At 67.7% G+C, this 26203-nt stretch carries 20 protein-coding genes; 7 read left to right on the top strand and 13 right to left on the bottom strand.

The window, feature by feature from the left end:
- The first annotated feature begins 230 nt into the window (after positions 1-230).
- From ACWPOB_RS21800 to ACWPOB_RS21810, 3 genes are read left to right on the top strand one after another with little or no spacing between them, the layout of a single operon-like run.
- Positions 231-1520: a hypothetical protein gene (locus tag ACWPOB_RS21800; RefSeq protein ID WP_455402084.1), complete on the top strand. Its 1290-nt coding sequence runs from the start codon at positions 231-233 to the stop codon at positions 1518-1520.
- Positions 1517-3523, top strand: coding sequence for a phospholipase D family protein (locus ACWPOB_RS21805; RefSeq protein ID WP_455402085.1), 2007 nt, complete (start codon positions 1517-1519; stop codon positions 3521-3523). The genes ACWPOB_RS21800 and ACWPOB_RS21805 overlap by 4 nt, the downstream gene beginning before the upstream one ends.
- A complete protein-coding gene (locus ACWPOB_RS21810) occupies positions 3508-6189 on the top strand; it encodes a helicase-related protein (RefSeq protein WP_455402086.1) in 2682 nt (893 codons plus the stop codon). Before ACWPOB_RS21805 ends, ACWPOB_RS21810 begins: the two co-directional genes overlap by 16 nt.
- A gap of 84 nt (positions 6190-6273) precedes the next feature.
- Here ACWPOB_RS21810 and ribB read toward each other — a convergent pair whose 3' ends face one another.
- The 13 genes from ribB to ACWPOB_RS21875 form a co-directional block, all read right to left on the bottom strand.
- Positions 6274-7485: a 3,4-dihydroxy-2-butanone-4-phosphate synthase gene (gene ribB / locus ACWPOB_RS21815; RefSeq protein ID WP_455402120.1), complete on the bottom strand. Its 1212-nt coding sequence runs from the start codon at positions 7483-7485 to the stop codon at positions 6274-6276.
- Between the two features lie 5 nt (positions 7486-7490).
- The gene (locus tag ACWPOB_RS21820; RefSeq protein ID WP_455402087.1) at positions 7491-7976 is read right to left on the bottom strand and encodes a flavin reductase family protein; all 486 of its coding nucleotides are present in this window, start codon (positions 7974-7976) and stop codon (positions 7491-7493) included.
- The gene (locus tag ACWPOB_RS21825; RefSeq protein WP_455402088.1) at positions 7973-8476 is read right to left on the bottom strand and encodes an NADPH-dependent FMN reductase; all 504 of its coding nucleotides are present in this window, start codon (positions 8474-8476) and stop codon (positions 7973-7975) included. The genes ACWPOB_RS21820 and ACWPOB_RS21825 overlap by 4 nt, the downstream gene beginning before the upstream one ends.
- Positions 8477-8500: 24 nt before the next feature.
- Complete coding sequence (locus ACWPOB_RS21830) at positions 8501-9532, bottom strand: ABC transporter permease (RefSeq protein WP_161995023.1); 1032 nt, start codon at positions 9530-9532, stop codon at positions 8501-8503.
- Positions 9532-11070, bottom strand: a complete 1539-nt coding sequence (locus tag ACWPOB_RS21835) for a sugar ABC transporter ATP-binding protein (RefSeq protein WP_455402089.1) — start codon at positions 11068-11070, stop codon at positions 9532-9534. The genes ACWPOB_RS21830 and ACWPOB_RS21835 overlap by 1 nt, the downstream gene beginning before the upstream one ends.
- Positions 11057-12235: a sugar ABC transporter substrate-binding protein gene (locus ACWPOB_RS21840; protein WP_455402090.1), complete on the bottom strand. Its 1179-nt coding sequence runs from the start codon at positions 12233-12235 to the stop codon at positions 11057-11059. The genes ACWPOB_RS21835 and ACWPOB_RS21840 overlap by 14 nt, the downstream gene beginning before the upstream one ends.
- Before the next feature lie 152 nt (positions 12236-12387).
- Positions 12388-13083, bottom strand: coding sequence for an isochorismatase family protein (locus ACWPOB_RS21845; RefSeq protein WP_455402091.1), 696 nt, complete (start codon positions 13081-13083; stop codon positions 12388-12390).
- Positions 13080-14573, bottom strand: a complete 1494-nt coding sequence (locus ACWPOB_RS21850) for an MFS transporter (RefSeq protein WP_455402092.1) — start codon at positions 14571-14573, stop codon at positions 13080-13082. The genes ACWPOB_RS21845 and ACWPOB_RS21850 overlap by 4 nt, the downstream gene beginning before the upstream one ends.
- Positions 14566-16218 (bottom strand): amidase, encoded by a 1653-nt coding sequence (locus ACWPOB_RS21855; RefSeq protein ID WP_455402093.1) that lies wholly within the window; start codon positions 16216-16218, stop codon positions 14566-14568. The genes ACWPOB_RS21850 and ACWPOB_RS21855 overlap by 8 nt, the downstream gene beginning before the upstream one ends.
- Positions 16215-17183: a carbon-nitrogen hydrolase family protein gene (locus ACWPOB_RS21860; protein WP_455402094.1), complete on the bottom strand. Its 969-nt coding sequence runs from the start codon at positions 17181-17183 to the stop codon at positions 16215-16217. Before ACWPOB_RS21860 ends, ACWPOB_RS21855 begins: the two co-directional genes overlap by 4 nt.
- A 72-nt stretch (positions 17184-17255) precedes the next feature.
- Positions 17256-18341, bottom strand: a complete 1086-nt coding sequence (rutA, locus tag ACWPOB_RS21865; RefSeq protein ID WP_017680428.1) for a pyrimidine utilization protein A — start codon at positions 18339-18341, stop codon at positions 17256-17258.
- 127 nt (positions 18342-18468) lie between these two features.
- A complete protein-coding gene (locus tag ACWPOB_RS21870; protein ID WP_455402095.1) occupies positions 18469-19521 on the bottom strand; it encodes a LacI family DNA-binding transcriptional regulator in 1053 nt (350 codons plus the stop codon).
- Positions 19522-19755: 234 nt separating this feature from the next.
- On the bottom strand, positions 19756-19887 hold the full coding sequence (locus ACWPOB_RS21875) for a hypothetical protein (RefSeq protein WP_455402096.1): 132 nt from the start codon (positions 19885-19887) through the stop codon (positions 19756-19758).
- A gap of 497 nt (positions 19888-20384) precedes the next feature.
- Here ACWPOB_RS21875 and ACWPOB_RS21880 point away from each other — a divergent pair, with 497 nt between their 5' ends.
- The 4 genes from ACWPOB_RS21880 to ACWPOB_RS21895 all read left to right on the top strand — a co-directional run bounded on the left by ACWPOB_RS21880 (position 20385) and on the right by ACWPOB_RS21895 (position 26133).
- On the top strand, positions 20385-20924 hold the full coding sequence (locus tag ACWPOB_RS21880) for a DUF4352 domain-containing protein (protein ID WP_455402097.1): 540 nt from the start codon (positions 20385-20387) through the stop codon (positions 20922-20924).
- A 227-nt stretch (positions 20925-21151) separates the two neighbouring features.
- Positions 21152-21712, top strand: coding sequence for a DUF4352 domain-containing protein (locus ACWPOB_RS21885; RefSeq protein WP_455402098.1), 561 nt, complete (start codon positions 21152-21154; stop codon positions 21710-21712).
- Positions 21713-22006: 294 nt separating this feature from the next.
- Positions 22007-23527 carry a hypothetical protein gene (locus ACWPOB_RS21890; protein ID WP_455402099.1) on the top strand — a complete coding sequence of 507 codons (1521 nt, stop codon included), beginning with the start codon at positions 22007-22009 and terminating at the stop codon, positions 23525-23527.
- Positions 23524-26133 (top strand): hypothetical protein, encoded by a 2610-nt coding sequence (locus tag ACWPOB_RS21895; protein WP_455402100.1) that lies wholly within the window; start codon positions 23524-23526, stop codon positions 26131-26133. Before ACWPOB_RS21890 ends, ACWPOB_RS21895 begins: the two co-directional genes overlap by 4 nt.
- Positions 26134-26203 lie beyond the last annotated feature (70 nt).

Consider the following 26203-nt stretch of genomic DNA (forward strand, 5'->3'; position numbering starts at 1 on the left):
TGGACCGCTTCGCTAATGGTCACCGCGCCCAGCAACTGCGCTTACATTCGGCGGTAGTGAAACGAATCGCGGCGTGCCGACGATCTAGTTTCTCGAACAAAGCACTACAACTGGTCTGGTTGCTATGGGGGATGCATCCGGCGGAGGGAACTGCGAGGACGCGTGTACAGCGACACAGGGAAGCACAGGTGGAGTCTCCCCACCCTCCACAACGAGGGCCGACGACTGTCGTGACGCTTCTCGACCAGCTCCCCCACTTTTCCCAATACGACCCCGGCGCCGAAGGCGAGGGCAGTCTCGATCCGCTCGGGCTGGGCTCCGTCGCCGAGCGAATCGCGCACCACCTCGTTCCGGCCTTACGAGCGCGTATGGCCCAACCGCGATTCGTGACTCTTGCAGGGGTAGGCGCGTTTGCTTGTCAGCAGCTTGTGGACGTGGTCTCGTCGGACGGCAAGACCAGGCCGGACATTTCCTTCGAGTGGATCCTCGTCGAAGCTCTGGTACGCCACGCAGACCCAGACGCTATCCGCGGACTTCCCGGCATCCAGAAAGCACGGCGAGCACAAAGAGCCAAGGAAAGACTGGGCCCTTCGACATACCTGTCCGGACCTCGGGTATTCGGATTCACGGGCGTGTACAGGCCTTTTTCTGTCGCGTCGGAAGTTCTCACCAAGGAAGGGCTTCCGAGCGAGGCTGCCTATCGCCTCGTCCGCGAATGGGAGATCGACTACGACGTACCGGGGTTCACCGACGGTGCTTATCGGTCGGATGGCGACAAGCTTCGTCGCGAGATCGAGCGTGAGGTACAGCGCGCGCTCGCCGCGAACCACAGCGTGGCACCCCCGACCGGATGGTTGATGCGACGCCTCGCGGGGATTCTCGCGCCTGGAGGAGTTCGCGCACGGGAACGTGCCGAACTGAGAAACTTGGTAACCGCCACTGGGCACCCGATTCACGACGAGCTCGCCGCGCTACTGCGTACCGACATGCCAGCGTCGGACGCACCCCAGCAGGTAGTTGCCGAGAATCTGCTGCCGCGCGCATCAGCACCTACACGAGTCGCCTTGGACGCTGCAATCAAGTTCGAACGGTGCGCTACTGCAATTGAATATGCGTATCGACGATTGCTCGCCTACGCCGCAAGCCTCGGCGGGGCTTTTTCCGTGGAGCAAGGCTGCGAAACCCCGCTCATCGCAGACACGGCTGCGCAGCTCGAGGACCTTACCGCTCGGTCCGTCGAAGCGGTAGCTGCGCTCGATGAGCAGTTGGCGAGCGATGTCTCCCAGGTTCTGTCCCGCTTCGACCGCAAGCTCACCCCTTCGGAGTTCGTCACTTCATTGATCCTTCGACATCAAGAGGTGCAGGACGCGAAGCACAAGCGGATGTGGCTCGATCACCTCAACAACCGATGGGTTGTCCGACCACCCTACCGAAACCAGAGTCTGGAGCTCGACAACGCGTACTGGACCCACCCGATGCGGGTCAACACGCTCGCCACATTCGTTCGGGAGACCATGTGAAAGAGCAGACGAAGACCTCACCGTTACTCGACCATTGGCAGGCACCCACCGGTGCCGGTGAACCCGTCGCCGTGATTGCCACGACGTTCACCCTCGAACCCGAGTTCTTCGAACGAAACTGCCTCGCTAGGTTTCTCGCGGTGGAGAGTGTCGACGAGGACACCGGCTCGGTCGACGATCTTGTTGCACGGCTCGAGCTCGAAGAGGGTTTGCGGTCGACGACCGTAACCGTGCTCGCCGATCGGCACACTCAGTCGGAACGATCGAGTCTTCGGTGGGATGTCCTCCACTGTCATGTCGACGGCGGACTTCTCCATTCCAAAGTGGTCGTACTCCTGTGGGAGCACGCAACCCGGGTCGTGATCGGTTCGGCGAATCTCACTGATGCCGGGTACCGCCGGAACATCGAAATGGCGCTGGCAGCAGATCTCGGACCTCGCTGTCTGTTTCCCGCGAACGTACTGCAGTCCATCGCAGATGAGCTGCAGTCCTATCTCGAGCTCGTTCCCGGCCTCACCGATGACGTCCCAGCGCGACAACGTGCCGTCGCGCTGATCGATGAATTCCGAGGTCGTATCGCCGCTCAATCAAGTACGTCGTCTTCCGTAGCGGTGGCGATCGCTCCCACCAATACGGCAGTTCACCCTTTGGACGCCTTCGAGTCGGTGTGGAAAGGCAGCCGGCCACTGGGGGCCACGCATGTCTCTGCGTACTGGGATTCGACCTCGCCCACTGTTCTGACCACGGTCCGTGAGCTACTGACCGGACGTCCGCCATCGGCACGGCATCACGATGTTGCTGTCGTACTCGGCCCGACCGGTGAGACAACGTTCCCGCCACAGTTCCTTGCCGAGAAGTACGTGGACTCCGTTGTGCAGCTCGGACCCTTGGACGAGGAGATCAGGCGACTCCACGCCAAATGCCTCGTTTTGTACAGCAAGGCGTGGATCGCCCTGATGGTCGGCAGTTCCAATCACACCGAAGCAGGCCTGGGCCTCAAAGGGCCTCGCCGTCACCGCGAACTCAATGTCTGGCTTGGCGCATCTCTGGACAGCAAAGAAGGTAGGGCTCTGTCAGGGTTGATCCCTCGCGGCAAGGAGCTCGCGTCGGATATCCCGTTCGAAGCTCCTGACGACGAAGATGAGGACGTCGGCGAGATCGTCGCACTGCCCGCATTTTTCGGGACCTGCCGCCTGAGCACTGATCATCAAGGCTGGAAGCTGACGATCTCGCTCACTTCGGAACCCGGTCCGGACAACTGGGAAATCCGAATTCCCTCGGGAACAACACTTCTCGATTCCGAGAAATGGAATGTCGAGGGACGACCGGGTCGGTTCTCCTTCGCTGTGGGAGAGGATCAAATTCCGTTGTTTGTCGACGTTCAGTGGACAGGCAACACCTCGACATGGGCGGTACTCGTCGATGATCGTCATGCATTGCCCCCCGGATTCGGCCTTAAGGATCTGCTGTCCTCCCACCTGTTTGCTGCCCTCTCGTCGGGTCGCTCGGTCACTCAGATCGTGCGAGAGCTGCAAGAACAGGGCATTGCGAAGGCTGGCGCCCCCGTCGCGGTCATCGATCCGCTGAAGCGCTTCGATTCGCTCAGTACCCTGATGCGACGCGGGCGGGCGCTCGGCGCGGCACTGACCGCTTTCGAGCGACGGCTCTCCCGCCCGGTGGTCACCACAGAGATGCTCGCAGCACGGTTGTCAGGACCACTGGGCCCGCGTTTTTTGGCGACGAAGGTCGTCAAGGATGCGGCAGCCGGTCACCTGAGCAGTGCGGAGGCGCTGTTCACCCTTGCAGAGGTTGCCCTGTCCGTCTCGCGAGTTCCGTGGTCGGCTGTATGTGCCCGTATCGACCTTACCGATGGTCGTCGTCTCGTCCGCCAGGTACTCGACGATCTCGACCAGCTCCGCGCCGACATACTCGTTCACGGAGGGGAAATAGCGGAGTACAGCGACAGCGCATCGAAGGAAGCACGGGCATGTCTGAACTTCTGAGCAAGCACCTCCGCCGCTCACTCGACAACCACTTCGCAGACGACTGGGAGAGGCAGCGACGGACCGCCGAGGACATCCTGAGACGACTCCAGACGCAAGAGGGCGTAATCCTCGCGGATCAGGTCGGAATGGGGAAAACCTATGTCGCACTCGCCGTCGCGGTCACCGAGATCTTGAGAAAGAACACGTCGCAGCAGGTCGTTGCGTTCGTCCCCGCACGCGTTGCTCAGAAATGGGTGGACGAATGGAACAAGTTCCGTGAGGCATTACTCGAACCATCCGCTCGGAGAATCCGGTGTGTCGATGCCCCGATCCGAAGTGGAGAGGATTTCCTCAGGCTGCTCGACGACCCCGCGGATCGCCGCAAACATCTTGTAGTCGTTACTCACGGAGCCTTGACAACTTCGTTGAAGGATCGCTTCATCCAGCTCGCCTTGCTCTCCTATGCCGTCCGTAACCGACGCGGGGCGAGCGACGTACGCGCGCGTATTGCCAGGTGGTCGGAACAGTCCCATGGACTGATCCCGGACACTCGGTTCACTCCCGAGCGCGTCGCGCGGCTTCTGTCGACCCCGACGTCGACGTGGCAGAAGGAGTGGCTCGCCCTCACCGGCGAGGACCTCGGAGACGACCCCGTTCCACGTGCACTCGACGATGTCTCGAGCGAGCTCGATCTGGACGCTGTGTGGGAGGTAGTGCGAGAACTTCCTGCGCGGCGATCACTCGGATTGAAGAAGCGGTTGAAGGCGGCACGAACCGCACTGAACGATGCCACGCAACTCGTGTGGAAACAGGCTCTTACGCAGGCGAACATCCGTCTTCCGCTGCTCATCGTCGACGAGGCCCATGCGCTGAAGAACGACCACACGCGCATCGGTCGACTGTTCTCGCCACTTCCCGATCATCCGACCGACGGGGCCCTCTACGGGATCTTCGACCGAATTCTGCTCCTCACAGCGACGCCCTTCGAGCTGGGCCACAACGAGCTGGTCAACGTCCTGCGCCGACTCGAAGCGGTTCGCCCGGTCTCGCCGCGGCCTGCCAAGGCACTGGACCAACGGCTCGCAGACTTGGGGAATGCACTGTACGACGCACAAGTGTCAGCGATTCGCTTCGACGAGTCGTGGTCGAAGATCACCGAGGAAGACTTGCCGGCATTCGATTCCTGGTCCCCGGACTCGACACCGGACACGTCGCTCGACGCCCATGTGGTGCGCGCTTGGAAGGATGCTCAGCTCACCGTTCGCGCACGACAGCACATGCACGACCACCTCCAGCCATGGCTGATCCGGCATCAACGGCCACACCGGCGCGACTATCTGTGCGGAGCTGCCATTCTTCCCGACGCCACGGACATCACCGGCGGACTTCCCATCCGTGACGAGGATGCGATGCCGTTTCTCCTCGCGGCACGCGCCCAGGCAATCGCGTCCGAAGAGGGCGCCCCTCGTCCGTTGTTCGCCTACGGCATCGCATCGTCGTACGAGGCGTACCTTCGGCTGGAAACGGGCAGCAGTCCCCTCGACTCGGACACGGAAGAATCAGCAGACGAGACACCCACTCATTCGCCCTCAGATGCAGCCGATTGGTACCACCGGTACATCACCGATGTCCTTGCGTCAGAGGATCGGCGGCGGCGACATCCCAAGGTGAAAGCGACGGTCGAACGAGCATCCGCACTGTGGATGGCCGGCGAGAAGTGCCTGATCTTCTGCTGGTACATCCGGACTACAGAGGCACTCCGCGATGCCCTGCGTCGACGAGTGGACGATCTGGTCGAGACTCGCGCAGCGGACCTGCTCGGTGTCCCACGCACGCAAGCTTTGACCGAGCTCAGCCGGACTTCCCGACGCCTGTTCGAATCCACCGGCACCTCGCACCGGACCATCCACGATCATCTGGTCAAGTTGTTCGACGCCGCGACGAATGACACCGACCTTGCAGAACAATTGGCAGCCATCGCGATCCGCAACCTGCGGACTCCGGCCAATCTCGTCCGGTACACCCACATCGCCCGTGAGATGGACAGCACGACGGTCCTCGATGGTCTCGCCGGCGCGAATCCGGCCGGGGTCGCTCTGCTCGATCGATGGACGGCCTTCACGGCTCGTCTTGCGTCTACGACAGACATCGAACGCCAGAAGACATTATTGAATCTCGTTGGCGAGCACGATCGCTCGACAACGCAAGAGGGGCGCGGCGCGAGCCTCGCCCAGGTGCGCCGCGCGTACGGAGGTACGCGACGCGAAGATCGTGAACGACTGATCGCCGTCTTCAACACCCCGTTCGCACCGGACATCCTCGTAGCGAGCTCGGTGATGGGAGAAGGTATCGACCTGCACCACGAGTGCCGACACGTGATTCACCACGACCTGGACTGGAACCCCAGCAAGCTCGAACAACGTACCGGGCGCCTGGATCGGATCGGTTCGTATGCCGAGAGCGTGGGCGAGAAGATTCAGGTCTACGAGCCATATCTCGCTGGCACGCATGACGAGAAGATGTTCCGCGTCGTGAAGGACCGAGCAGCGTGGTTCGATGTCGTTATGGGTCGAGCCTCGAGTGCCGACGAAGGCGAAACGGATGCCGAGGAATCTCGTACGCCTCTTCACGACCGTATTCGGCGTGAACTCGTCATGGATCTGCGGAGTCCTACAATTTCCTGAACGAGATCCGACCGGTTCGTCTGAGTTGCAGTCTATTGCAGACGAACGAACTGAAGGTTTCACTTGCGCCTAGGCAGGCGCGAGTCATCCCTCCGCCGCGGGCAGCAGGTGCCCCATCCGCCGCCGCTTCGTCTCCAGATACCGCACGTTCGCCGGGGCACTGCCCACGTGCAGCGGCACTCGCCCCGACACGACGATGCCGTTGGCCTCGAGCCCGGAGATCTTGGCGGGGTTGTTGGTGAGCAGCCACACCGACCGCACACCGAGGTCGTGCAGGATCGCGGCGGCGCCGCCGTATTCGCGGCCGTCGGCGGGTTCGTCGAGTTCGAGGTTGGCCTGCACGGTGTCCAGGCCGCCGTCCTGCAGCCGGTAGGCGGCCAGCTTCTTCAGCAGGCCGATGCCGCGGCCCTCGTGCCCACGCAGATACACCAGCACCCCGCCCTCGTGGGCGAGACGCTCGAGGGCGGCGTCGAGCTGCGGGCCGCACTCGCAGCGCTGGGAGGCGAACGACTCGCCGGTCAGGCACTCCGAATGCACCCGCACCAGCGCGCCGTCGACCGGGTCGCCGGCGAGCAGCGCCAGATGCTCGGCGCCGGTGTGCCGGTCCAGGTAGCCGACGGCACGGAAGGTGCCGAACCGGGTCGGCATCACGGTCTCGTCGGCGCGGCTCACCCGCCCGGCCGGCACCGCGGCTGCGGGCAGCGGGTGCGCGGCGCGGTAGTTGATCAGCTCCGCGACGGTGAGGACGGGCAGGTCGTGCCGGGCACCGAGGTCCTCGATGCCGGGCATACGCATCATGGACCCGTCGTCGGCGACGAGCTCGGCGATCACCCCGACCTGCGGCAGGCCGGCGAGCGCGCACAGGTCGACGGCGGCCTCGGTGTGGCCGGGACGTTCGAGCACCCCGCCGGGCCGGGCGCGCAGCGGCAGGATGTGCCCGGGCCGGATCAGGTCCCGGGCGGTGGCGGTGGGGTCGGCGAGCACCCGCAGCGTGGTGGCGCGGTCGGCGGCGCTGATGCCGGTGCTCACCCCGCGCGCGGCGTCGACGGTCACCGTATAGGCGGTCTGCTTGGGGTCCTGGTTGTCGGTCACCATCGCCGGCAGGTCCAGGGCGTCGGCGCGGGCACCGGTCATCGGCGCGCACAGCAGGCCCGAGGTGTGCCGCACGGTCCACGCGATCCACTCCGGGGTCGCGTGGTGCGCGGCGAGGATCACGTCGCCCTCGTTCTCGCGGTCGGCGTCGTCGGCGACGAGGACGGGCCGCCCTGCGCGCAGTGCGGCCAGCGCCGCTGCCATCCGGCTCACGACGCCACCAGCCTGCGGAAGGCGCTGCGGTGGAACACGATCGGCTCGGTGCCGGAGTCGTCGCAGTGCAGTTCGTGGACCCGCAGCACGACGATGGCGTGGTCGCCCGCGGGAATCTGCTGCTCGATCGACACGTCCAGCCGGACGCTACAGCCGGCGACGAACAGCGCTCCCCCGTCCCGGGTTTCGGTGTCGAGGCCGGCGAACCGGTCGCCGTCCTTGGCCGCGAGCACCCGGGCGGCGCCGTCGGAGTTCAGGACGCTGATGCCCAGTCGCGGCCGTGCCGCGAGCTTCGGCCACGTACTGGAGGTGTTCTGCACGCAGAACGCCACCAGCGGCGGATCCAACGACACCGGCACGAACGTGCTGGCGGCCATCCCGAGGCGTTCGGTGCCGGTGTCGGCGCAGATCGCGACGACCCCGGACGGGACGTGGGCGAAGGCACGGCGCAGCGTGGCGCCGTCGAGGGTCAGGGTGGTCATCGGGCCTCCGTCCGGAGAGTGGAGCGCAGGACCGGAGCCCAGCGCTGGGCGTAGTCCGCGATCCGCGTGTCGGTGGTGTAGGTGGAGTCGAGCAGGTACAGGCCCGGCGCCGGGGTGGTGGCGCCGAGTTCGACGAGCACCGGCTTGAGCAGCAGGTCCGGGGCCATGGCGTGGGCCGGGCCGGCGCCGAGCATGAGCGGCACGGCGGTGACGTCGCGCAGGCCGTCGCCGGTGGCGAACTGGTCGAGGAACAGCTTGAGGATCCCGGTGTAGGTGGCCTTGAACGTGGGGCTGGCGACGACCACGAGGTCCGAGGCGGCGACGGTGTCCACCGCCGCCTTGACGGCGTCGTCGCCCCAGCCGAGCAGGCCTGATCCGAGGGTGACCACATCGACGACGTGGTCCGGTGCCGAGCCGGTGAGTTCGGTGGCGAGGAGGGTGGCGGCGTCGAGGGTGCGGGAGCCGGGCTTGGGGTTGCCGGCGACGACGGTGGTCTTCATGGCGGGTGTCCTTCGGTCGGGCGCTCAGCGCGCGGATCGGGAGGCGGTGCGGCGACGGACCGCACCGGAGAGGGCGACGGCGACGACGAGGGCGCCGCCGTAGAACAGTTGCTGGACGAAGCTGGCGACGCCGAGCATCTGCAGCCCGACGACCCCGGCGACGAGGAAGTACACCGCGACGAGGGTGCCGAAGGCGTTGAAGCGGCCGGGCACGATCGCGGTGGCGCCCAGGAACGCGGCGGCGAACGCCGGCAGCATGAACGACTGCCCGGACGACGGGTCGGCGCCGCCGAGCATGCCGGCGTAGACGATGCCGGCCAGGGCCGCGACGAGCGCGGAGGTGACGAGCGCGCCGCCGCGGATGCGGTCGACGTGCAGGCCGCTGAGCCGCGCGACCTGCGGTCCGCGCCCGACGAACAGCAGCCGCCGCCCGATCGGCGTGTACTGGAAGATCACCGCGGTGAGCAGGACGAGGGCGAGGGCGTAGTAGAACTGCAGCGACACCCCGAACAGGCGGGTGCCGATGGTCGCGTCGACGAGCGCGGCGTCGATGCCGGTGACGGAGGTGGAGTCGGAGATCCACTGCACCACGCCGAGGACGACGGTGCCGCTGCCGAGCGTCGCGATGAACGAGTCGATGTGCAGCCGGACGACGAGCACGGCGTTCACGACGCCGACGAACAGCGCGACGAGCACGGCGACGGCGATGGCCGGCAGCAGCGACCAGCCCTGCTGGACGTTGAGCACCGCGATCGTCATCGCCGCGAGCGACATGGTCGACACGGCCGAGAGGTCGAACTCGCCGGCGGTGAGCGGCACGATCAGCCCCAGAGCGAGGATGAGCAGCACGGCCTGGGAGCCGAGGATGTTCTGCAGGTTGTTCGCGGTCGGGTAGATCTCGGGGCGCAGCGCGCTGAACACCAGCACGACGGCGACGAGGGCCAGCACGAGCGCGTACTTCTCGACCAGCGGGCCGAGCGCGACGCGCGGCCGGGCCGAGTCCGCAACAGGTGCAGGGGTTTTCGTGGTGGTGGTTTTGTCGAGGGTGACGGACATCAGGCTTTCACTTCCTGTCGGGTCAGGCCGAGGACGCTGTCCGAGATGTGGTGCTTGGAAAGGTGGTCGCCGGTGAGTTCGGCGACGATGTGGCCGCGGGAGAAGACGAGGACGCGGTCGCACAGCACCGACAGCTGCTCGTAGTCGGAGCTGGCGACGACGATGCCCGCTCCCCCGCGCGCCGTCTCGCGGAGCATCTCGAAGATGCGGGCGCGGGCACCGATGTCCACGCCCTGGGTGGGTTCGGCGAGCAGCACCAGCGCCGGGTGGGTCTGGAGCCACTTGCCGAGCAGCGCCTTCTGCTGGTTACCGCCGGAGAGGGAACCGTAGACGGCCTGCGGGTCGCGGGGCCGCACGTCGCAGCGCTCGGCGAGGGACGCGGCGACGGCCCTGAGCGCGCCCGGTTTCACCCAGCCCGCGCCAAGGATCGGCAGGGTGACGTTCTCGGCGACGGTCAGCTCCGGCGCGCTGCCCTCCACCTTGCGGTCCGGCGGCACGTACACGACCTTGCGGCCGAGCGCGTCGATCGGGGTGATCGTCTGCAGCGCAACGGTGTCGGGGCTGATCGTCAACCGTCCCCCGCGGGCCGGGCGGGCTCCGTACAGGGCGGGCAGCACGTCGTCGTAGCCGGAGCCGGCGATGCCGGTGAGCCCGACGATCTCGCCGGGCCGCACGTCGAAGCCGATCCCGTCGACGGTCGCGGTCTCGAGTTCCTCGACCCGGGCGAGCGGCGACGCGTCGTCGAAGTCGCGGACGGGACCGGCGACGCGGGGGTCGGCGGAGTCGAGGCTGCGGCCGACGATGAGGTCGATGAGCGAGGCGGCGGTGAGGTCGCGGGTGCGGTGGGTGCCCTGGGAGACGCCGTCGCGCAGGACGGTGACGCGGTCGGTGTGGTCGAGCACCTCGTCGAGGTCGTGCGAGACGAACAGGACCGCGGCCTTCTTGTCGGCGACGATCTCGCGGACGACGGAGAACAGCAGGTCGGTGCCCTCGCGGGGCAGGAACACGGTCGGCTCGTCGAGGACGAGGAGGGTGCGGCGGTCGCCGAGTTCCTCCACGGCCCGCAGGATCGCGACGAGCGCCCGGTCGGTCTCGCCGAGGCTCGACACCGGCGCGTCGGGGTCGACGTCGAGGCCGAATCGGTCGAACAGGGCTCGGGCGGTGGACTTCTCGCGCCGCCAGGAGATCCACGGCCTCGAGCCGGCGACGACGGGCCCGACGCGCAGGTTCTCCACCACCGACAGGTCGGGTACGAGGGCGAGGTCCTGGTGGACGAAGCTGATGCCGAGTTCGCGGAATCCGCCGGCGGGGACGGGCAGGGGCACGTCGCGGCCGCGGACCTGGAGGGCGGCGCCGGGGTCGGGGGCGTGGAACCCGGCGAGGACCTTGATGAGGGTGGACTTGCCGGACCCGTTCTCGCCGAGCAGGCCGTGCACCTCGCCGGCGTGGATCGTCAGGCCGACGTCCTTCAGGACGGTGTGGATGCCGAAGGTCTTGGACAGGCCGACGATGTTGACGATGGGATCAGGGCTGCTCACTGGACCCCCACAGGGCCTCGTAGCCGGTGACGTAGGCGGTGCCGTAGCCCTTGTCGGGCTGGGGCGGGGTGCCGGTCTCGTCGATGTTGTCGGCGGTGATGAGCTTGAGCGGGGTCTGCTGGGCGCCGTTCGGGACGGGGTCGTAGCCCAGGAGCAGGCGGCCGGCCTGGTCCATGGTGGCCCATGCGAGCCACGGGATGGATTCGCCGACGTTCATGGTGACGATGCCGTCGTCCTGCTGGATCTTCAGCACGGCGGGGGTGCCGTTGACGGAGGAGATCTCGACCTGGCCGGTCTTGCCGGCGGCCTTGATGCCGGACTGGGCGTAGAGCGACATCGAATCGTAGATGGGCAGGACGAAGTTGATGGTGGGGTCGGCGGAGAGGGCGGACTGCACCTCGGACTGGATCTTGGTGGCCCACTCGGCGACGGGCACGTTGACGATCTTGTATTCGCACCGGGGGCAGTACTGCGCGATCTCGTCCTCCATCGCCGCGACCTCGGCCTTGGCGGGCGGGACCTCGTTGGAGGTGATGATCAGGGCGTTGCCCTCGCCGTCGGTCTGATCGATCATCCAGTCGACGGTGAGGCGGTTGGCCTCGGCGAGCGGGGCGTCGGTGGTGGCGTCGACGAGGCCCTCGAGGCCGGCGGGCAGCGACTCCCCGCGCAGGATGGTGTGGGTGAGCAGGACGGGAATGTTTGCCGCCTCGGCCTTTTCGAGGGCCGGTTTGATGAGGGAGGCGTCGATGCCCTGGGAGAGGATGATCAGGTCGACCCGCTGGTTGACGGCCTGTTCGACGCCGGTGGCCCACTGGGCGGGCTGGCCCTGGTTGGTGTATTCGATCCAGGTGGCGCCGTAGCGCTCGGCGACCTTCTTCGATTCCTCGTCGACGGCGACGTTGTAGGGGTTCTCGCTGTTGGTAGGGATCGCGAAGATCGTCTTGCCGGCGATGTTCCGCATCGGGAAGGGCTCGGCCTCGAGGGTGAACTCCGGGTCGGCCGCGTACTTCGCGAGCTGGGCGCGGGCGTACTCGATGCCGGCGGCGACGTCGGCGTCGGAGACGTCGCCGCCGCCGGAGCCGGAACTGCTGCATGCGGCGAGACCGAGGGCGGCCGTGAGGGTGAGCGCGGCGATCGCGGCGCGGCCGGGAAGGGTGGGGCGCATGAATTCTCCTGGAGGGGGAAGAGGAGGTTCGACGAGAGGCGGGATTCGACGAGAGGCGGGGGCGCGTCGTTGCGGGGCCGGCCGATGCGGTCGATGACTTCGAATGTATCGGGTGCCGTGTTGCGACCGGCAACACCGTTGGTTCGTTCGTGTTAACTGCAGGCGGCTCCGCCGCCGGTGTGCCCTTTGGGCTGCTCAGGCAGCCCAAAGGACGCACCGTTCAAGTACCGTCGAGCGCGGGTCAGCGGCCAGACCTCGGCCATCTTCTGCTGCATGTCGAACAGGTTCGAGTGGTGGATGGCCGGATCCCGGTCGCCCACGGCGTCTTCCACGACGATGGGAATGTAGCCGTGCTGCATCGCGTCGAGGGTCGTCGCGCGCACGCAGCCGCTCGTGGACAGGCCCGCGATGAGGACGGTGTCCACCCCGAGCGACGTCAGGTACGAGTTCAGCGAGGTGCCGAAGAACGCGCTCGCGTACTTCTTCGTCACGAGCAGCTCGGCGCACGTCGGCTCGAGGCCGTCGATGAGCTCCCCGTACGGGCTGCCCTCGCAGAACGCGACGAGCGTGCCCGACTTCTTGAAGAACACCCCGGCATCGGCACCGTCGGCGCGCAGCCGCACCTCGGTGATCACGACCGGGATGCCGGCGGCGCGGGCGTCGGCGAGCAGCGTGCGCATCGCCGCGACGTTCTCCTCCACCCCGGCGTAGAGCGGGCAGTCCGGATCGATGTAGGCGCGGGCCGGGTCGACGACGATCAGGGCCGGGCGGGTGCCGGGCTGAAGTTCCTGCCCGAAGCCGGCGCGGGCGTAGTCGGCCGCCTGGGCGGTGCGGTCGGCGAGGGTCATGCGATGTCCTTCAGGGTGGTGACGGGTTCGAGGGGACGCACGGCAGCAGGGGCGGCGACGTCCCGTCGGGGAAACGCCAGGCACACCGCGACACCCGCGGCGGCGACGACGGTGAGCGCGAGTCCCACCGCGCGGACGTTGTCGACGAACCGCGCGAGTTCGGCGCTGCCGAGCGAGCCGAGGGTGCCGCCGTATGCGGCCTGCCGCGCGGTGGCGCTGAGCCCGACGGTCGCGACGGCCAGCGCCAGCGCGGTGCTGAGCAGGTAGCCGACGTTCTGCAGCGTCGAGCGCAGCCCGTTGGCGATCCCACGACGTTCCGCGGGCACGGTGAGCATCAGCGCGCTGGTGCTCGGGGTCATGAACAGGCCGGTGCCGCAGCCGAGGACGAACAGGAACGGTGCTGTCGCCCCCAGCGATCCGCCGTCGGGCGACAGCATCAGCGTGACGCCGAGCAGCCCGGCGGCGTTGAGCGCCATGCCCGTTGCGGTCAGCGTGCGCGGGGTGAAGCGCAGCATGAGCGAGCCCGCGGCGGCGGCCGCGACGACGGTGCCCACCGCGACGGGCATCACCAGCAACCCGGCCGCGACGGCCGAGATCCCGCCCACCGCCTGCCCGTACAGCGACACGAGCAGCGTCACCGCGTAGGTGGCGACGGCGTTGACGAGCACCGCGACGAGGACGAGCGCGATGCCGCGGTTGCGGAACAGCGTCAGGTCCACCAGCGGGTGGGTGCGACGGATCTGCACCGCCGCGAACACCGCGCCGAGCCCCAGGCTCGCCGCCCCGCACGCCCACGGCAGCCACGGCGACGACGTCACCCCCGGCGTCAGCGCCAGCACGACGGCGGTCAGCAACGCGGTCGACAGCACGGCCCCGGCCACGTCGAACGGCTCACGCTCGACACGCCGGCGAGCTCCGCGCGGGATCACCAGCAGCGACGATGCGATCGCGAGCACCCCCACCGGCAGCACGACGACGAACAGCCCGCGCCAGCCGAACGCGGCCGTCGCGGCACCGCCGATCACCGGACCGACGACCTGCGCGACGGCCGCGACGGTCGCGTTCCAGCCGAGGGCACGGCCCAGGCTGTGCGACGGGAAGGTGTCGGTGAGCAGCGCGGTGTTGTTGGTGACGACGGCCGCCGCCCCGACGCCCTGCAGCACCCGTGCCGCGATCAGCCACCCGGCCGTCGGGGCGAGCATGCACAGCCCGGTCGCGACCGTGAACACCGCCAGCCCCGCCAGATACAGCGGGCGCCGGCCGACGATGTCGGCGAGCCGGCCGAACACGAGGATCAGCGCGGTGGTGACGAGCATGTAGCCCAACAGGATCCACGTCGACTGCGCCGCCGAGGCACCCAGCTCGCGGGTGACGGTGGGCAGCGCTACGGTGAGGCCACTGATGCTGAGGAACACCGCGACCACGCCGATGCTGGTCGCCGCGAACACCCGCCACGGATGCGGATGATGCCGGGCGGCAACACTATCCATCGGCGCGACGCTCGTGGACGTCGGTGACGGTCTGCAGCACCTGCGCCATGCGCAGGCACGTGTCGTCGGCCCACGGCCGGCCCACGATCTGCACGCCGACGGGCAGCCCGTCGACGAAACCGGCCGGGGCCATCACCGCGGGCAGGCCGAGGTAGTCGAACAGGCCAGTGTTGCGGCCGACGATCGACTGCATGGGGTGGCGCACGCCGTCGATCTCGACGGTGACGTCCGACAGCCGCGCGGCCGTCGCCCCGATGCCCGGGGTGACGAACGCGTCGATCCCGGCGGCGTCGAACGCCTGCACCGTCGCGCGCTGGGCGCCGGCGCGGCGCCGCAGCGAGCGCAGGTAGTCCACCGCCGACGGCACGAACCCGCGCGCGATGCGCACCTGGGTGCCGATGTCGTACCGCGCGAACCGCTCCAGCGCGCCCTCCTGGTTGGCGGCAAGCTCGCAGGTGAGCACGATGGTGACGTCGTCGTGCAGGCGGTGGGCGTCGGGGATGTCGACGGGCACCACCTCGGCGCCCAGGCCCCGCAGCGCGGCGACGGCCGCATCCCACGCGGCCAGCACGCCCGCGTCGCACAGTTCGGTGAACCACGTGGTGGGGATGCCGAGCCGCACCCCGGCCAGCGACGGCGCGCCGGGCGTGCCGGGGTCGGCGAGGCCGGCCTGCACCTGCCGCGCCACCGCATCCGGGGCCGCGGCGGGGTCGAGGCCGTCGGGTCCGGCGAGGACGTCGAGGACGACGCGCAGGTCGGCGGCGGACCGCGCCATCGGCCCGACGTGGTCGAGGGTCCACGACAGCGACGCGACACCGGTGCGCGGGACGAGGCCGTAGGTGGGCTTGATGCCGGTGAGGTTGCACAGGGCGCTGGGCACGCGGATCGAGCCGCCGGTGTCGGTGCCGAGGGCGAGCGGGACGAGGCGCGCGGCGAGGGCGCCGGCCGAGCCGGTGGACGAGCCGCCGGTCCAGCGGCTGCGGTCCCACGGGTTGGTGACGGCGCCGTAGCGGGCGTTGTGCGGGGCGCCGCAGGCGAATTCGGTGGTCGCGGTGATCAGGACGGGGATGGCGCCGGCGGCGCGCAGCCGGGCGACGGCCGTGGCGTCGGTGCCGGCGATGCGGTCGCCGGTGGTGTGCGAGCCCGCGGTGACGGGCGCGCCGGCGACGTCGATGATGTCCTTGACGCCGAAGAAGACGCCCTCGAGCGGGCGGGCGGTGCCGTCGCCCCAGCGGCGGTCGGAGTCGGCGGCGGCCTCGTCAGCGCCGTCGACGACGGCGAGGATCGCCCCGCCCACGAGCGCCGGGTCGGCCCAGCGGGCGCGCAGCGCGGCGAGCACCGCGGTGGGCGTGGTGGTGCCGGCGGAATAGGCGGCGATCAGGTCGAGCACGCCGAGGTCGTGCAGCGCCGCGTCGGTGCGCGCGCGGTGCGCCGGGGCGGGGAGGGGCGGGGCCGGGACGGGGCTGGCGGCGAGCAGCGCGACGGAGTGGGCGGGCTCGGTGGCCGGTGCGTCGGGTGCGGGTGGCAGCGGCGTGAGCCGGGAGGTCTCGAGCAGGGGGGCCATGTCCGCGCGGGCCTGCGGCAGCAGGTCGTCGACGGTGGTGGCCGCGGCGGCGGTGAGGTCGGGGTAGTCGGTGGTGGTCACCCGCTCACCTCCAGCGGGAGGGCACTGGGCCTCGGCAGCGGCGCGGGCCGGACGGTGCCGGCGGTGAGGTCGGCGAGCAGGCGCAGCACGTCGGGGCGACGGTCGCGGGCCAGCGGGAAGGCCGCGCGCACGGCCGGAACCGCGTCGAGGTCGAGGGTGAAGCGCAGCGTCTCCCCCGCCCGGTGCGCGGGTGCCTGCGCGGCGATCTCGCCGTTCGGGGCGATGACGCACGAGAGGCCGAAGTAGTCGACGGTCACGCCGTTGAGGGTTTCCGGCCCGGCGCGGTTGGCGGCGACGATCCACATCTGCGATTCGAGGGCGCGGGTCTGCAGCTCGGCGAGGAACAGGTCCTCGCGGGTGCCGAGGGACGAGACGATCGCGAGCATCACCTCGGCGCCGAGCGCGCGGGCGACGGCCCAGTTCTCGGGGAAGGTGCGGTCGTAGCAGACGACGCAGCCGAAGCGGGTGCCGAACAGGTCGGCGGTCGCCGGGGCCTGGCCGGGTGCGAAGTGGTACTTCTCGTCGATGTCGACGTCGCCGACCTTGCTCGCGGGCAGCGAGAGCTTGCGGTAGGCGGGCACTGCGCCGCCGTCGGGGGTGCGCCAGGTGACGACCTCACCGGCTGGGCCGACGAGGACGACGGAGTTGTGGGTGACGTCGTGGGCGGTGCGCTCGAACAGGCCGAAGGCGATCGCGCAGCCGAGTTCGCGGGCGAGGTCGCCGAACAGCGTGGTGGCCTCGCCGGGGACGGTCTGCGCCCAGGGGGTGCGGTCCACGTCGTGGCTGGTGCAGAAGTAGGGGGTGGTGATCAGTTCGGGCAGCACCACCAGGTCGGGGACGGCGCCGGTCGCGTCGGGTGCGGCGGCGGTGCGGACGAGGGCGGCGAGCCGGGCCAGGTTGCCGAGGAGGTCCTCGGTGAGTTCGCCGGCTTGGACGATCGCGACGTCGAGGGTGCGCGGATGCAAGAGGGAACCTCCGGGTGTGGGGTGGCGGGTGGGGGCGCGGATCGGTGCACGCGCCCCACCCGCCGCTCGGGGTCAGGCGGCTTCGGCCTGAACGGTGGTGCGGCTCTTCATCAGCGGCTGGATGCGGGTGCCGAAGTTCTCGATGCCCTCGACGAAGTCGTCGAAGGTGAGCATGATGCCCTTGATGCCCTCGATCTCGGCGACCTCGTCGAGCATCTTCGCGACGGTCTCGTACGAGCCGACGAGGGTGCCCATGTTGAAGTTCACGGCGCCCTCGGGCAGGGAGATGGTCTTGGCGGTCGAGGCGTCGTCGGCGGTGGCGTCGGCGGCGGACTGGTCGGCCATGTAGCCGAGGGCGGCGAGGTCGGCGTTGTCGTGGTAGTCCTGCCACTTCGCCTGTGCCGCTTCGTCGGTCTCGTCGGCGATGATCATGAACAGCGTCAGGGCGCCGACGTCGCGGCCCGTCTTGTTCGCCGCCTCCACGAGGGTGGCGGTGGCGTCGGAGATTGCGGTGGGCGTGTTGATGCCGGTGCCCATGATGAAGTTGTAGTCGGCCATCTCGGAGGCGAACTTCATGCCGCTCTTGGACTGTCCGGCCGCGACGATCGGCACGGCGCCGCCGGTGGGGCTCGGCGAGAGGACGCACTCGTCCATCGTGTAGTGCTCGCCCTTGAAGTTGCTGACACCGTCGGCCCACAATTGCCGCATGACGGTCACGTACTCGGTGGCCTGCTGGTAGCGGTAGCCGAAGTACTCTTCGCCCGGCCACAGGCCCATCTGCGTGTATTCGTTGGGCGCCCAACCGGTCACGATGTTGACGCCGAAGCGGCCGGGGGCGATCGAGTCGATGGTCGACGCCATGCGGGCCACCATGGCCGGCGGGAGGGTGAGGATCGGGGTGGAGGCGAACAGCTTGATCTTCTCGGTGACGGCCGCGAGGCCGGCCATGAGGGTGAACGACTCGAGGTTGTGGTCCCAGAACTCGGTCTCGCCGCCGAAGCCCTTGAGCTTGATCATCGACAGGGCGAAGTCGAGGCCGTGCTTCTCGGCCTTCTGCACGATCGTCTTGTTGAGCTCGAACGACGGCATGTACTGCGGGGCGCTCTTGGAGATGAGCCAGCCGTTGTTGCCGATGGGGATGAAGACGCCGATTTCCATGTCGCTCCTGAAGCTGTGGGGATTCGAAGAAGCGGTGGGGCAACGTTGCCCTGCTCGCTATGACTTCGAATGTATGCAGGGGTTATTGCCGGATCGGAGCTCGTGGGTAACGGACTTGTTGCCCCGGTTAACGATCTTTGACGGACTCCGCACGTCCCAGGTGACCGACGCGGGCCGCACTCCCCCGCTGCACCCATTCCACAGCGAAGTTCCGGTGCACCGGCGCGCCCGCCGCGCCATCGATCCGCGCGAGCAGCAGTTCGGCGGCGGCCGAGGCCATGTCCTCGAGGGGCTGGCGCACCGTCGTCAGGTCGAACATCGACCAACCCGACGCGTCGAGGTCGTTGTAGCCGACGATCGACACGTCGTCGGGCACGAGCAGGCCCAGGCGTTTGGTGGCGTCGAGGGTGCCGTAGGCCATGTAGTCCGTCGCGCAGAACACGGCCGTCGGCCGGTCCGGCCGGCTCAGCAGCTCCATGCCGCCCTCGAAACCGGTCTTGGCGTCTACCGCGCCGCGGTGCACGAGCGTCTCGTCCAGCGGGTGGCCGTGCTTTTCGAGCCCCTCCCGGAACCCGCTCTCACGCAGCTTCACGCTCGGGTTCTCCAGGGGGCCGGAGATCAGCCCGATGCGCCGGTGCCCCAGCTCGATCAGGTGGTCGGCGACGAGCCGGCCCCCGCCGACGTTGTCCGACGTGACCCGGTCCACCCGGCCGGCCTGGCTGCCGTCGACGTCGCGGTTGAGGATCACCAGCGGGATCTTCCAGTCGATCATCTCCGACACGATCGGCGAGTCCAGCCGGGCCGAGATGAACACGACCCCGTCCACCAGCCCACCGCGCAGCGCGAGGATGTCCTTCTCCAGCGACCCTTCGGTCCGGTCGCTCATCAGCAGCACCCGGTAGTCGTGCTGCGCGAACCGGTCCTGCAGCGTGTTCACCAGCGTCGGATACGACGGATTCCGCAGGTCACCGCTGACCACCGCGATCGACGACGACCGCCGCGTGATCAGGCTCCGGGCCGTGATGTGCGGGACGTAGCCCATCTCCTTGGCCAGGGCCTGGATGCGCGCGCGGGTCTCCTCGATGACGCGCGGGTCGCCCCGGAGGGCACGGGACACCGTCGACTGCGACACGCCTGCGGCGCGTGCGACGTCGTAGCTGGTGACCGACTTGTTGCCCACGCACGGATTCTAGGTGCGCACTGCCCCTCCCGGCGCTCCGGCTTGCATCCTTTCGCAACAGCGAATTGCAATCCACTCCGATCGGCTGCCCTGGGTCGCCGCGGAGGAACGATCTCGGTTGCCGCGGTCACACCCAAAGACTTGGCGCTCGACGGTGGGGAACCCGCCCGCCACCGATTAGGTGGACCGATGTCGACTAGGGTCGATGCCCCAACCGGATGGTTCTATGAGCGGTCACGTGTCGATACCTGCGGACAGCTCCAGCCATTTCGCGGATACCCCGACGATGTGCCGAAGGACAAGGCTGACATCCTCGCCAGCGTCGTCGCCTCGATTGCCGGCGGCAATATCGACCAGGCTCGGCATGTTCTGCGCACCGGGTGCCTGTTCATTCCGGCTGCGAAGACGGCGCGGAGCAACAGTGCCACCCCAAGACGCTCGGCTTCCTCCTCCCAGCCGACCTTGACGTCCCAGTCCTTGTGAAACCGGACTCGTGGCCAGCTCATGTGGAGCAGCACTGCGACCAGGCGCTCGGTCCATTCGACGAAGGGAGCCCGATTTCTGGGGCCGAAGCCCCCCGAGAAGTTTGCCTCGGGCACGGACGTAGCAAGCCAGATCGGCCAACCGGCGTCTCACTTCGACGAGATCCATCCGGTCAATGGCTGTAACAAACCGGCACGCCCGGATCGAAAGAAGGGACGAGAAGCAAAACCGCTCAGGACGGGGCCCCGATGACTCAGCCTCCGCAACCGCCGTACAGTCAGCAGCCTCCGCAGGGCGGCCAATATCGGCCGCAGTACGCGGCGCCTCAGACGCAGACACCGAAAAAGCGCAAGAAGTGGCCGTGGATCCTGGGAGCCATCGTGGCGTTCTTCGTCATCATCGCGGTTGCAACGAGCGGCGGAGGCGACGAGTCCACCAGCACCGGCAGCATCCCCACCGGGAGCAGTAACACCGGGGAGAACAGTGAGAACTCCGGAGGCAGCTCCCCGGACTCCGGCGCAGCCCCCGCGGGTATCGGCAACGAGGTCCGCGACGGCAAGTTTGCCTTTACCGTCACCGATGTCGAGACCGATATCACCCAGGCCGGCGACAACCCCTACGCGAACAAGGTTCCACAAGGACAGTTCGTGTTCGTGCACGTGGACGTGAAGAACATCGGGGACAAGGCCCAGTCCTACTTCGGATCCAACCAGAAGCTCATCGACGTCCAGGGGCGCGAGTTCAACAACGACACCGAGGCAGAGATCTACGCCAACGACAACTTCACCATCGGCGACATCAACCCCGGCAACACCGCCTCGGTGATCGTCGTCTTCGACATCCCCACCGACGCCCAACCCAAGACCGTCGAGCTACACGACTCGATGTTCTCCGGCGGCGCCACCGTCAACATCGGCTGACCCACTGCTCCAGCTGAACCGCATGGATCCAGGGACGCCCCGCAGAAACAAGCAACGGCCGGCATGGAGGGACATCGATACACGATCAAACCAGCATGTGGCACTCGGGCCGACCTGGTGCCGCGCCGGCATCCCCCAGGGGTGAATCGTGCCCAATTGCCTACAGCTGCCCCAAGGACATCGCTGCTGCCGCCAAAGACTGGTGGAATCTGAAGGACACCCAACACATGGATCACTCACAACCACCATCACACGGACAGCCACCGCCAAGGCCGGACCCTAATCGACGACGGTTTGTCAATGCCCTGCTCGTAATCAGCGCAGTCGTACTACTGATCACTTATTTCGCCAACCAGGAAACCGAAACAGACATCGCAAGCGTGAACACCGAGGTCACCACACCAGAGTCACCGACACCCGAAACACCGACTGCATCCTTAGCCCCCGCCCAACCGCCGACTCCAGTCAACGCCGTCGGCAGACCCGTTCGAGACGGTCAGTTCGAATTCGTAGTCACCTCGTTCGACGGCAGCACCGCTCAGATAACGGTGACGAACATCGGTGACCGACCGAAGACGGTCGACATCGGAGAGCAGATCCTCGTTGACATCCAAGGCCGGCAGTTTGCTCCCAGCGTGAGCATCATGTCCGACATCTACTACGAAACCTTAAATCCCGGGGAATCCGTGTCAGGTGCGTTGACTTACGAGCTCAGCGGCGCAGTCCCGAACCATCTGGAGCTGCATGACTCGGCATTCAGCGAGGGCGTCGAAGTCTCGCTCCGATAGCAATCGGGCGAACGAGCACGACGTCGCGCTCTTCACCTTTGACGACGCCGGCCGAACAAGTGCGATGAGAGACCTGGACCAATCTCGATACGGGACGAAGCTGAGGGAGGAGGAAGGGAACCCATACGGGGCCGTCGGGGATGTCTTCATGGTTGTGGCGAAATTGGTCGGCGGGCTCATCATTGCGGGACTGTTCGTCGGTGCAATCATGTCGAGCTGCTCTTGACGCCGAGCTGAGTCCCCTCGAACGACCGAACGCCGAGTCGATCACCGACAACTGAAATGATCGGACCCATGATCAGTGCTCCGCTACTCGAGGGGCCCGCTTGGTGCGCACCGGGACTCGACACGAAGGGCAGCCGGTTCCCCCTGCGGGTCGAGGCACCGGTGATGAACCTGGTCGACGCTCTCGTTCCCGGTGTGTCGACGATGACCAGCAACAGCCGCTACTACAGCTTGTACTGGGCGCTGGCCGACTACGTCCACGACAAGGATTTCGACACCCTCACGTGTCGGGCTGTGCTGCGGCGCGCCGAGGTGGCGCTGGCATTGGCATCGTTGGTCGACTCCGGCACCGGGGGACTGGACGGTTCCGGGGATATGCACGGCGCCGACACCGTCCGGACACGGCTGCGCACCAGGTCGGCTGAGCGTCTCGTCGATGTCGGCGAGGGTTCGTATTCGCCGCGGGTGTGGGGGTTCTGGTCCCAGTACAAGGGCCCCGTGGTGACGTTGGGAATCGCCTCAACCGACCGTGAAGCTCTCCGCCGGGGTCCGCGTGCGACTCCCGACTCGGTGAAGGCCATGTTCCGGCCCCTCCTCGATCTGGTGGCCGCCCGGCCGGTGACCGTCGACGACGCCGCGACCTTGATCAACCTCACCCGCGTGCGTCCCAACTCCGCGGACGTCGCGCCCCTGCGTGCGGTCATGACCGCCACCGAATCCGATTTGACACACACGGTGTGGACCGCCAACGACCGCACGAGACGATCGACGTTCCGGATTCTGGCACGAGCGGTGCAGCTGCAGCCGAGCGGTAAAGGGTGGACGGACCGGTTCTTCAACGCCGTGGCCTATGGCTCCGCCCTCGACGACGATCCCGTCCTCGCCATGGAGGGAAAACGCGCACAGACCTGGCGGGGCCTGCTGCTGCGGCACCACTCCGTCGGGGCGTGGCGGCGCCTGTGGTCGGCGCTCGTCGACCAGGTCGTCGCCGCAGGAGTACCGGTGGCACGTCAGGACCTGCACGAGTGGATCCGGGGCTCGACCACCGACGACACCGTCGAGATGTTTCTGAGGGGCTGCCCCGACCCGTTCGACGCACACGGTCACCCTGCCCCCGCCGAGGTACAGCTTCGGGAACTGCGCGAGCCGATAGAAGCCGACCTCGGTGTACTCCTGCTCGGGTCACTGCGAGACGACCAGCTCACCGGCGTCACCCAGCAGGCGTTTCGCGGCCACGCGGAACGAGGACGGTACCTGGACCCGCGGTGGGTGGCCCATCAGCGCCGCGAGCACCTCCACCGGCCGCTGTCGGACTTCGCATGCACCCTTGTCGACGACATGCTCGCCCAATCCCACCGTGTCGCACTGCTGAAGATGCACCTCGACGGCAACGGACGCATGAAACTGCCCACCAAGCTGCACGAGCGCAACGGCCGATACTTCGCCAACAGTCGCGAGGGAGCCGGAAACGTGGGGTTGCGCCTCGAACAACTCGGCGGACTCGGCACCCAGCTCGGTCTCTTCGCCACCACCGGTGAGCGCGTGGTGACCACCGAGCGGGCGGCAGCTCTGCTGGAGCTGCCGCGATGACCCGGGCACGGTTCGGGCTGCATTCGCCACTGACCTTGCTGCACGAATGGGACAACGGGCCGCTCCGGGAGGTCTTGATCACCGGATACACCTTGGATCTGGTGTTCTTCGAGCGGCACTGCGTACCGATCGCCCGTGCCCTCGGTGCACGGGTGACGGTGCTCTCCGACGCTCACCAGCCGGTGCACGACGCCGCGGACGTCCGCTACGCCGGCCGGACCTACCAGCAGGGCAACGTCGGCTGCCGCGGCGCGTTCCACCCCAAGCTTGCGGTGCTCGTCGGAGACGATGACGTCTGGGTGGCGATCGGATCGGGGAATCCCACCACCTCCGGATGGGGTCACAACGACGAACTGTGGTTGGTGATCCGCTCTCCACGGGCCGTCGGGCCGGCGGCCTTGGTCCATCTCGCCGAGTGGCTGCGCACGCTGCCCACGGTGGTGTCGATGCCGTCCTGGATTGCCGACACCGTGCACGTCCTCGCAGAGTCGATCACCCCGGAGCAGGTCGACGACTCGTTGCCCGAGCTGTCCATCGTGGGAAACCTCCACCGGCCGATCATCGAACGACTCCCCCAGACGCGGATGCGTTCCCTGCACCTGTCCGCGCCGTTCTTCGACCCGGCCTCCGCCGCGGTCGCCGCGCTGACCGCGCGAATGACCCCGGAACACGTTGTCATCGCGCTGCAGGAGACGGTGTCCTGGTACGACGGTGCGACGCTGGTCGATGCCACTGCGGCCGTACCGAGCGTCGAGTTCCGATTCCTCGACGACACTCGTACCAGCCACGGCAAACTCGTGGAATGGCAGGACAGCGCGGCGACCACTGCGCTGGTCGGCAGCGCGAACCTCAGCCGCGCTGCCCTGCTGACATCGACCCTCCAAGGCGGCAACTGTGAGCTGGTGGCAATCCATCCGGTCGAGCACACGCTCCTGCCGGACGGGATGGGCACCGCCACCGCGGACAGTATGCGGACCCGGTCGACCATGCCCTCCCACCCCGAATCCCGTAACCGAGTGCCCCTCACGCTGCTCGGCGCCCGGTGGCAGGACGACGCGATCATCGTCGAACTGCACACCGCGGCAACAGGATCGATCACGGTCGAAATGTCACCGACCGGTGCGCCGGGATCGTGGCGGCGCGTCGACGTCATCGACGCGCCCATCCCCGGTGGAGTCGAGACCGTCTTCCGAGCCGACGAAAGCACCGGTGGAGCGGTCCGCGCTCGGATCGCCGAACCCGACGAGTACGTGACCTCCGTCGTCTTCCTGACCGACGTCGCCCGGTGCCTACCCCGGCAGGTCGACGACGGCGGTCCCCGCCTTTCCCGCGACTACGGCATCGACGATTTCATCAACGACCCCGAACTGGCGGACCGGCTGAGCAACGATCTGCTTCGGTTGATGAAGACGATCGGCCAGCATCGCGCCGCGACCCCGACGCCGATGCCACCGGCCCGGTCTCCGCACCGGACCGAGCGCGCGGACGACCGATGGGGTGCGTGGTTGGACAGCGTGCAACGCACCCTCGGTCCGACGTTCGCCGGGCTGATCTTGCCCAAGGCGACACCGGCGAGCCGACCGGAAACCGACACGGCGGTGCAGTGGACCATCGACGACACCGACCCGGGCACCGATGTCACCGACGACGAGAACGACGAGGACATCGACCCGATCGCCGACGTCGGCACCGACCAACAGCCGCCGGTGATCGATCCCGGTCAACGCGCGGCATGGCGCACTCGCTCGGAACGACTGCGCCGCGCGCTGGCCACCGAGCACCGACGGCCTCCCCTGGAACTGCGTATGGGGGTGACCCGGATCTACATCGATCTGCTCGCTGCCGGCGTGTGGGGACCCGACGACGAGGAGTGGCGGTGGGCCCTGGCCGACGTCCTGACATCACTGCCGCCGCGAGACCGCGAGGACCAGGACGTTCCCGACACCGCGCTGACCTACACGAGCTCGATGATTGCGGTGGGCTTGGCGCTGCTGGGGCAGGACACCAAAATGGACGGAGGGTATCCCGAGGACGTGCTGTGGCGGTCGACGTGGAAGAAGCTGCGCGTCTGGCTACCGTCGGCGCGCACCGAGATCATCGACGACTACCTGTACGTGCCGTCGCAGAGCTACGCGCGGGTGGCGGACAAAGACACCATCGATTCGTTGATCGACCTGGCTGTCGAGGCGGCAGCAGATCCGCACGCGGAGACACGTGCGACGCTCGACGCGGCCGGATTGACGGCGGAGTTCCGTGACGGCGTGTGGATCGGTGAGGCGGACGGCGGCGCTGTACGCAAGGTCGCTGCTCGCATCGCAACAATCGTCGGCGACCCGTGCGCGGTGATCGTCGCAGGTGCGGGAAAGACGTGTGCGGTGCTGCGCGTCGGCGCGACGTTGGTGATGGGCGAGCGGACGCCCGCGATGTGGCACGTCATGACAATGCCGTCCTCAGTGAGTACCCCACTGTCACTTCTGACAAGCGCCGACGGGCTGCCTTCGTCCCGAAAACGAATCCCGCTCGGAACGCCGAACCCGGACGTGATCTCGGTAGCAGACGCTCTCGATATCGACCCCGCCCAGCTTATCGAAGCCGTTCGCCGATGAGGCTGACCGACCCGAATCCCACATCTGATGGCCGCACCGCATCCCCCGCGCAGTCGGCGCCCGGGCGCCC

The sequence above is a fragment of the Rhodococcus sp. 2H158 genome, from assembly GCF_053764755.1.

Excerpts from the sequence above, each read along its gene's own strand:
- ACWPOB_RS21810 (WP_455402086.1), top strand. The coding sequence starts at position 3,508 with ATGTCTGAACTTCTGAGCAAGCACCTCCGCCGCTCACTCGACAACCAC.
- ribB (WP_455402120.1), bottom strand. The coding sequence starts at position 7,485 with ATGGCAGCGGCGCTGGCCGCACTGCGCGCAGGGCGGCCCGTCCTCGTC.
- ACWPOB_RS21820 (WP_455402087.1), bottom strand. The coding sequence starts at position 7,976 with ATGACCACCCTGACCCTCGACGGCGCCACGCTGCGCCGTGCCTTCGCC.
- ACWPOB_RS21825 (WP_455402088.1), bottom strand. The coding sequence starts at position 8,476 with ATGAAGACCACCGTCGTCGCCGGCAACCCCAAGCCCGGCTCCCGCACC.
- ACWPOB_RS21830 (WP_161995023.1), bottom strand. The coding sequence starts at position 9,532 with ATGTCCGTCACCCTCGACAAAACCACCACCACGAAAACCCCTGCACCT.
- ACWPOB_RS21840 (WP_455402090.1), bottom strand. The coding sequence starts at position 12,235 with ATGCGCCCCACCCTTCCCGGCCGCGCCGCGATCGCCGCGCTCACCCTC.
- ACWPOB_RS21845 (WP_455402091.1), bottom strand. The coding sequence starts at position 13,083 with ATGACCCTCGCCGACCGCACCGCCCAGGCGGCCGACTACGCCCGCGCC.
- ACWPOB_RS21850 (WP_455402092.1), bottom strand. The coding sequence starts at position 14,573 with ATGGATAGTGTTGCCGCCCGGCATCATCCGCATCCGTGGCGGGTGTTC.
- rutA (WP_017680428.1), bottom strand. The coding sequence starts at position 18,341 with ATGGAAATCGGCGTCTTCATCCCCATCGGCAACAACGGCTGGCTCATC.
- ACWPOB_RS21875 (WP_455402096.1), bottom strand. The coding sequence starts at position 19,887 with ATGCCGAGCCTGGTCGATATTGCCGCCGGCAATCGAGGCGACGACGCT.
- ACWPOB_RS21885 (WP_455402098.1), top strand. The coding sequence starts at position 21,152 with ATGGATCACTCACAACCACCATCACACGGACAGCCACCGCCAAGGCCG.
- ACWPOB_RS21890 (WP_455402099.1), top strand. The coding sequence starts at position 22,007 with ATGATCAGTGCTCCGCTACTCGAGGGGCCCGCTTGGTGCGCACCGGGA.
- ACWPOB_RS21895 (WP_455402100.1), top strand. The coding sequence starts at position 23,524 with ATGACCCGGGCACGGTTCGGGCTGCATTCGCCACTGACCTTGCTGCAC.